Raw genomic sequence first — 6979 nt, 5'->3', positions numbered from 1 at the left:
CGGGCGGGAGCTGAAGCTGTCCGACCTGCGCGGCAAGATCGTGCCACCGGCCGGTACCGGCCGCGTCGGCCGGGCCCCGGCGGATCGTGCCGGCGGGACCGGGAGTGCCGGGCCGCCGACCGGCGGGCGCGCCCACGCCGGGCGGCCGGCACCGCCGGACGGCGGGACAGCCCGACCGCACGGCCTGAACCCGGCGCCCCCGCCCCGGTAGCCCTTTCAACTGGTGGACCCCGCGCGGGTCCCGCGCCGGCGGGACCCGCGTCGCCGGTAGCGTCTTCGCACATGACGGTCGTGCATCCGATCGCCCGGGCCTGGATCACCACTGGCGGCACCGGCGCGCAGAACTACGACGAGTTCGCCGACGACGCGGAGATCACCGCGATCATCGAGGCGAACCCGCACAGTGCCCTCGGCATCGAAATGCCGCACCGGGCGCCGGAGAGCCTGGGCAAGTCCTTCCTCGACGCCCTGCCGGACGCGGTGGGCCGCCTCGCCGAGGCCAAGGCCGACGGCAGCTACACCCCGGCCGAGCAGGTCGTGGTCCTCTACCGGATCAGCGCGCCGGGGGAGGAGACGGCGTACGGGCTCTGGGCCATGGTCGACACCGACCAGATCTCCACCCGGGCCGACGAGCCCGGTCTGGTCATCCGCAACGAGGACGTCTTCATCGCCAAGGTGCGTGAGCGGGTGGCCCTGGCCGAGGCGCTGGGCCACCTGCTGTCGCCCGTACTCCTGTTGCAGACCGGGCGCGGCGACGAGCTGCACGCCGCCCTCGCGGCGGCGACCGAGGCGGCCGGCGCGCCGGCGGCGACCGACACCGACCAGGCGGGGCGCACCCACGCCATCTGGCTGCTCGGGCCGGGCCCGCGCCAGGACGAGCTGACCGCCCTGGCGGGCGGCGGCGAGCTGGTCGTGGCCGACGGCAACCACCGCAGCCTGGCCGCGCAGACGGGCGGGCTGCCGCGCTTCCTCTCGGTGATCACGACCCCGGCGTCGGTGGCGATCCAGCCCTACAACCGGCTGGTCAGCGAGCTGACCACCACCGCCGACGACCTGCTCGCCCGGCTCCGCGCCGCCGGCGCGGAGATCGATCCGATCGACGGCCCGGTCGAGGTCCCGGCGGCCGGCGGCACCGTCCACCTCCGCCTCGCCGGCCGGGGGTACGCGGTCACCCTGCCGCACGTCGGCGACAACCGGCTGGAGAACCTGGACCACGCCCTGGTCGAGCGGCTGCTGCTGCGCGACGCGCTCGGGCTCGACCCGGGTGACAAGCGGATCACCTACGTCGGCGGTGACTACCCGGCGAGCTGGCTGACGGGCGAGGTCGACGCGGGCCGCGCCGAGCTGGCCGTGCTGGTCGCCCCGGTGACGGTGGACGACTTCGTCGCGGTCAACCTGGCGCGGGAGAAGATGCCGCGCAAGAGCACCTGGTTCACCCCGAAGGCGCGCGGCGGCCTGGTGGTCGCCGAGCTGTCCCGCTGACCCTGTGACGAATCCGCCTCCGGGGCGCCGCCCGCGCGTCGTCCCGGAGGCGGGCCTGACAGACTGCGCGGTATGCGCGTCTACCTGGGATCCGACCACGCCGGTTTCGAGTTGAAGGTGCACCTGGTCAACCACCTGACCAAGGAGGGGCACGACGTGGTCGACGTCGGCCCGCACGCCTACGACCCGGACGACGACTACCCGGCCTTCTGCCTGCACACGGGTGACCGGGTGGTGGCGGACGAGGGCAGCCTCGGCGTGGTCATCGGCGGCTCGGGCAACGGCGAGCAGATCGCCGCGAACAAGGTGGCGGGCGTCCGGGCGGCCCTCGCCTGGAGCATCGACACCGCCCAGCTCGCCCGCGAGCACAACGACGCGAACGTCGTCGCGGTCGGCGCCCGCCAGCACACGTTGGACGAGGCCACCGCCATCGTCGAGGCGTTCCTGACCACCCCGTTCTCGGGCAACGAGCGGCACGCCCGCCGGATCGCCCAGGTGGCCGACTACGAGAACACCCGCCAGCTCCCCACGCTGCCCTGACCGCCTGACCGCCTGACCGCCTGACCGCCTGACCGCCTGACCGCCTGACCGGCCTGGCGGGCCGGGCGCCGTCTGCACGCCGGCGGGGCGGTGTGGATCCCGGGCGGGGCCATGCCTCCCCAGGGGCGGTTCCCCACCAGGACCGGGGGTCAGCGGCGGGGAAGGTCCTCGCGGGGCGTCCAGTTGCGGCGGATGATCACCACTCGCTCCTCGGCCGCGGCCAGGTCCTCGTCGGTGGGGCGGGCGGCGTCGCGGGCCCGCATCGCGGCGGTCACGCTCACCTGGGAGGAGCCGGGGCCGACGAGACCGCGCAGGCCGCGGTCGCCCTCGTCACCCGGGCCACCCCGGCGGCTGCGCGGCGGCTCGGGGCCGTCGTGCACCCCGGCGGTCGTCGCGTTCGGGCCTTCGGTGCCGCCCGGGTCACCGCTCGGGTGCCGTAGCCGGCGCCGGCGTCGCTCCGTGTCCCCCATCAGCCGACCGTACCGCCCCGACGCGACCGACGCCGGCCCGTGCGTCCGCCGCGTTCGCGGTGCCGGTGGGAGCCGCGCCGGGTCACGACCGCGTAGCGGTGGGCCGGTGACCTCGGTCACGACGACGGGGTCGTCCGTCCCGCCCCGGCCTCGCGGGGGCGTGGGATCGGGGCCCGCGTCCCGGTGCGGGCTCGGCGACCGATTTGCCGGCTGGCTACCCTCGGAACCGGACGGTGGCCGGTGGTCGCCGTCGGGTCCAGGGGAGGGACGAGATGGCCGACCAGACGCAGCCGTGGGCCGAGCGGACCGTCGAGGTGCCGCCGCAGCCCGGTGTCGGGGTGCCGCCGCAGCGCGACGCGTACCAGCGGGGGGTGGCCTCGGTCGGGCGATCCAGTACGTCGCGCACCGAGCCGTTCCCCGTCGTCGAGCACGAGCCGACGGGCACGGGCTGGCCGGACACCCCGGCCCCGCGTCGGCCGCTGAGCTGGCACGTCGAGCAGTTGAAGCGCGGCGGCGAGTGGAGTGCCGCCGGCGCGCTCTTCGCCTTCGTCTGCTGGGGGATCTGGGCCATCTCGGGCGGCGGGGACCTCGCCGGCCCGTTCCTGATCTTCCTGCTGAGCCTGCTGGTGGCCGCCGGCCTCTTCGCGTTGGCCCGGCTGCTCGGTCGCGTGGTGCTGGAGCGGCAGCTCGGCCGGGTGCGGCGCAGCGCCCGCGGGGCGCACCTGGTGACGGCGGTCTTCCTGGCCGGCCTCGGTGTCGCCTATCTCCAGCAGACCGAGTGGGTCGTGTCGGCCTGGAACTGGATCAGCAACAACTGACCGCACGCCCGGGCGGGCCGGCCTGCGCCGCCCGCCCGCGCGCCCGGTCGCGGCGTCTCGCGACCTCCGGTCGTTCCACCAGGTCGCCGGCTGCTTACCCGGCCGGCCGCGGTTCATCCACGCCCGGCCGAGGCTGATCCGCAGCTCAGTGCTTCCCGCCGTGGCCCTCCGCGTCGGCCTTCGGGGAGGCCACCCGGGCCTCGGGGTCCTCGACGCCGGGCTCCCCGCCGTCCGGCGCCACCATGCCGTCGTAGTTGTAGACCGTGCCGTTCTCGCCGTGCTGCTTCGTGGTCCGGATGTACCGGTGCATCATGCCGTCGATCTCCACCTCCAACAGGGCGTCTCCGCCCGTGTCGAGGGTGCTGCCGTCTCGGGGTCCGCCAACGAGGTGTGCCTTCGTGTTCGTGTCCATGTGAACGCCCTACCCGGGTGGTCCCGGTGCAAAACGGGCGGCGCGCGTCCGGCGCGCCGAATCCTGGTCGGCTGCGGTATGACCGACGCGGGATGTGTCGAGGCATTGCCATCCATCGATAGATCTCCATAGGCTCCCGCCATCGGTTTCCGGCGCGCCGCCTCGGCGCGTCGCGAGGGTTCGGGAGGCTCCCATGGTCCGTTGGCGCACACTCGTCGGCCGGTTGGCCGCCGCGTTGGTGGCGGTCACCGCCGGCTCGTTCGTCCTGGCCGTTCCGGCCTCCGCCAAGCCCGGGCCCGAGGTGACCCCGTACGTCGTGGGCGGGACGCTGGCCGCGCAGGGCGAGTTCCCCTTCATGGTCCGGCTCTCCATGGGCTGCGGCGGTTCCCTCTACAGCCCGCGCCTGGTGCTGACGGCCGCGCACTGCGTCGGCGGCACCGGTACGAACACCAGCATCACCGCCACCCTCGGCGTGGTGGACCTCCAGTCGTCGAGCCGGATCCAGGTGCGCTCGAACTACGTCTACCGGGCGCCCGGCTACAACGGCAACGGCAAGGACTGGGCCCTCATCCGGCTGGCCACGCCCGTCACCACGCTCCCGACGCTGAAGATCGCCACCAGCACCGCGTACGACAACGGCACCTTCACGGTCGCCGGCTGGGGCGCCACCCGCGAGGGCGGCGCGCAGCAGCGCTACCTGCGCAAGGCCACCGTGCCGTTCGTCAGCGACGCGACCTGCAACTCCTACTACGGCGGCCAGATCATCGCGAGCGAGGAGATCTGCGCCGGCTACGCCAGCGGCGGCATCGACACCTGTCAGGGGGACTCGGGCGGCCCGATGTTCCGGCGGGACGCGAACAACGCCTGGATCCAGGTCGGCATCGTGAGCTGGGGCAACGGTTGCGCCCGGCCCTCCTACCCCGGCGTCTACACCCAGGTGAGCACCTTCGCCCCGGCGATCGCCTCGGCGGCGGCCAGCCTCGGCGGCTGAACCGCACCGCCCCCGGGGGCCCGGCCGGTTCGTCCGGCCGGGCCCCCGCGCGTGTGCTCCGGCTGGCCCTGCCCGCGCGCCCGCCCGGCCGCCGCGCCCGCCCGGGCCGCCGCGCGCCGGTGGACTCCACCAGATCAGTCAGCTCGGGCTGCCGCGTCGGCAGCGCGCCGGAGCACTTCGCGACGGACCGGACGAGTTCTTCCACTGTTACCGGGAGGTGGACCCGCGCTGATTACGTTCAGTTCGCGCTCGTGCACGAAGGAGGAACAGCGATGACTCCAGACGAGCCGTGGCGCTTCCGGGACGCCAACGGCATCGCCGAGGGCGAGGTGCGGATGGCCCTGGTCGACCCGCCCGGCATGCGAATCGCGTCCGACGCGGCGTGAGCCGCTCCCACCCGTACGCCCCCTGAGGAGGACCGGTGACTGTTCAGTTGCGCACGCTCGTCGACGTCGCGCGCCGGCACGCGGCCCAGCAGCCGGACGCCGTCGCCATCATCTGCGAGGGCCGGCGCGTCGACTACGCCACCCTGCACCGCGTCAGCAACCAGGTCGCGCGCGGCCTCCAGGCGGCGGGCCTGCGCCCCGGCGACCGCATCGCCTACCTCGGCAGGGAGTCCGAGCACTTCTACGACCTGTTCTTCGGTGCGGCGAAGGCCGGCGTGGTCTTCGTGCCGATCAACTGGCGGTTGGCCGCCGGCGAGGTCGAGCACATCCTGCGCGACTCCGGCGCCGCCCTGCTCTTCGTCGACGCCGACTCGGCCGTCGTCGCCGAGAAGCTGGCGCCGGAGCTGCCGATGCTGCGACAGGTGGTGGCGCTGGACTCCGACGGCGTGGCCCGCGCCGGCTTCGCGGCCTGGGTGTCGGCGCAGCCGGACGCGAACGTGCTGGCCAAGGTCACCCCCGACACGCCGCTGGCGCAGATGTACACCAGCGGCACGACCGGACTGCCGAAGGGCGTCGTCCTGGCGCACCGCAGCTTCCTCGCGGTACGCGACGGCCTCGCCTCGGAGAACCTGGACTGGCTCGACCTGCGCGAGAGCGACGTCAGCCTCCTCTGCAACGGCGGCTTCCACATCGGCGGCCTGTCCTGGGCGGCGATGGGTTTCGCTGCGGGCGCCACGAACGTGCTGATGCGCGAGTTCAACACGGCCGGTGCGGTGGAGCTGATCAGGACCCTGCGGGTCACCACCATCCTCGCGGTGCCCTCGATGCTGCGACTGCTGCTGGCGGAGCCCGGCGTCACCAAGGAGGACTTCGCCTCCCTGCGGAAGATCGTCTACGGCAGCGCGCCCATCTCGACGGCGCTGCTGGCCCGCTGCATCGAGGGCTTCGGCTGCGAGTTCGCCCAGATCTACGGCCTGACCGAGACCGGCAACTCCGCGGTCTGCCTGCCCCCGGCCGACCACACGCCGGACAGCGGCAAGATGCAGTCGGCGGGGCTGCCGTACCCGGGCTTCGAGGTCAAGATCGCCGACGAGAAGGGCAACCCGCTGCCGGCCGGCGAGGTCGGCGAGGTCTGGCTGCGGTCGCCGGGCGTGATGGTGGAGTACTGGAACCTGCCGGAGGCCACGGCGAAGACGCTTGTCGACGGGTGGGTCGTCACCGGGGACGCGGGCTTGCTCGACGAGGACGGCTACCTGTACATCCGCGACCGGATCAAGGACATGATCATCGTCGCGGGGGAGAACGTCTACCCGGTGGAGGTCGAGAACGTCATCGCCCGCCACCCGCTGGTGGCCGAGGCGGCCGTCGTGGGCGTGCCGGACGAGCGCTGGGGCGAGGCCGTGTACGCGTTCGTGGTGCCGGTGGAGGGCCAGCAGCTCACCGAGCGCGACCTGGCGCTGCACCTGCGCGGCAAGCTCGCCGGCTTCAAGCAGCCGCTGCACTACGAGTTCATCGACCGGGTGCCCCGCAACCCCAGCGGCAAGATCCTGCGCCGCGAGCTGCGGGAGCGGTTCTGGCAGGGGCACGAGCGCAGGGTGAGCTGACCGCGATGACGGCGGCGGTCGGTCCAGCGGCCCGCGTGTTGTTGGCTACCGGCCGTCATCGTGCCTGCTCGTCCGTGTGGCGGGGACGGTCCGTCCGCGCCGTCGGTCCGCCTCCGCGCGCGGCCGACACTCCAGCGTGGAATCTCCGCGTACGCCGACGTGTGGGCGAAGGATTCCCTGGTGGGAGGCCTGCCCGCCCGGACGGGTGGCGCGCGGGGAGCCGCTCGGGGGCGCGGTCGCCATTTCCAAGTGACGGAAATCGATGTAGCGGAAAGT

At 73.8% G+C, this 6979-nt stretch carries 7 protein-coding genes; 5 read left to right on the top strand and 2 right to left on the bottom strand.

Annotation, left to right across the window (positions count from 1 at the left end):
* The first annotated feature begins 282 nt into the window (after nt 1-282).
* Nucleotides 283-1482, top strand: coding sequence for a DUF1015 family protein (locus AB0G08_RS27115; RefSeq protein ID WP_358092819.1), 1200 nt, complete (start codon nt 283-285; stop codon nt 1480-1482).
* A 72-nt stretch (nt 1483-1554) separates the two neighbouring features.
* A complete protein-coding gene (locus AB0G08_RS27110; protein WP_358092815.1) occupies nt 1555-2022 on the top strand; it encodes a ribose-5-phosphate isomerase in 468 nt (155 codons plus the stop codon).
* A 149-nt stretch (nt 2023-2171) separates the two neighbouring features.
* Here AB0G08_RS27110 and AB0G08_RS27105 read toward each other — a convergent pair whose 3' ends face one another.
* Nucleotides 2172-2492: a hypothetical protein gene (locus AB0G08_RS27105; protein WP_358092813.1), complete on the bottom strand. Its 321-nt coding sequence runs from the start codon at nt 2490-2492 to the stop codon at nt 2172-2174.
* A 272-nt stretch (nt 2493-2764) separates the two neighbouring features.
* On the opposite strand from AB0G08_RS27105, the gene AB0G08_RS27100 reads away from it, so the two are divergent.
* Nucleotides 2765-3310, top strand: coding sequence for a hypothetical protein (locus AB0G08_RS27100; protein ID WP_358092811.1), 546 nt, complete (start codon nt 2765-2767; stop codon nt 3308-3310).
* A gap of 145 nt (nt 3311-3455) precedes the next feature.
* Here the strand turns inward: AB0G08_RS27100 and AB0G08_RS27095 are convergent, their stop codons facing one another.
* The gene (locus AB0G08_RS27095; protein WP_358092809.1) at nt 3456-3722 is read right to left on the bottom strand and encodes a hypothetical protein; all 267 of its coding nucleotides are present in this window, start codon (nt 3720-3722) and stop codon (nt 3456-3458) included.
* A 193-nt stretch (nt 3723-3915) separates the two neighbouring features.
* Between AB0G08_RS27095 and AB0G08_RS27090 the strand changes: the two genes are divergently transcribed.
* Nucleotides 3916-4713 carry a serine protease gene (locus AB0G08_RS27090; protein ID WP_358092806.1) on the top strand — a complete coding sequence of 266 codons (798 nt, stop codon included), beginning with the start codon at nt 3916-3918 and terminating at the stop codon, nt 4711-4713.
* Between the two features lie 421 nt (nt 4714-5134).
* Nucleotides 5135-6703, top strand: coding sequence for a fatty acid--CoA ligase (locus AB0G08_RS27085; protein WP_358092804.1), 1569 nt, complete (start codon nt 5135-5137; stop codon nt 6701-6703).
* Nucleotides 6704-6979 lie beyond the last annotated feature (276 nt).

The organism is Micromonospora sp. NPDC023644, assembly GCF_040640115.1.
Taxonomy (GTDB): Bacteria; Actinomycetota; Actinomycetes; order Mycobacteriales; family Micromonosporaceae; genus Micromonospora.
Note: the sequence above shows the minus strand (reverse complement) of the source record. Positions and strands in the feature narration are given on the sequence as shown.

Bases quoted from the DNA above. Each gene is read 5' to 3' on its own strand.
- AB0G08_RS27115 (WP_358092819.1), top strand. From the start codon at position 283: ATGACGGTCGTGCATCCGATCGCCCGGGCCTGGATCACCACTGGCGGC.
- AB0G08_RS27110 (WP_358092815.1), top strand. From the start codon at position 1,555: ATGCGCGTCTACCTGGGATCCGACCACGCCGGTTTCGAGTTGAAGGTG.
- AB0G08_RS27105 (WP_358092813.1), bottom strand. From the start codon at position 2,492: ATGGGGGACACGGAGCGACGCCGGCGCCGGCTACGGCACCCGAGCGGT.
- AB0G08_RS27100 (WP_358092811.1), top strand. From the start codon at position 2,765: ATGGCCGACCAGACGCAGCCGTGGGCCGAGCGGACCGTCGAGGTGCCG.
- AB0G08_RS27095 (WP_358092809.1), bottom strand. From the start codon at position 3,722: ATGGACACGAACACGAAGGCACACCTCGTTGGCGGACCCCGAGACGGC.
- AB0G08_RS27090 (WP_358092806.1), top strand. From the start codon at position 3,916: ATGGTCCGTTGGCGCACACTCGTCGGCCGGTTGGCCGCCGCGTTGGTG.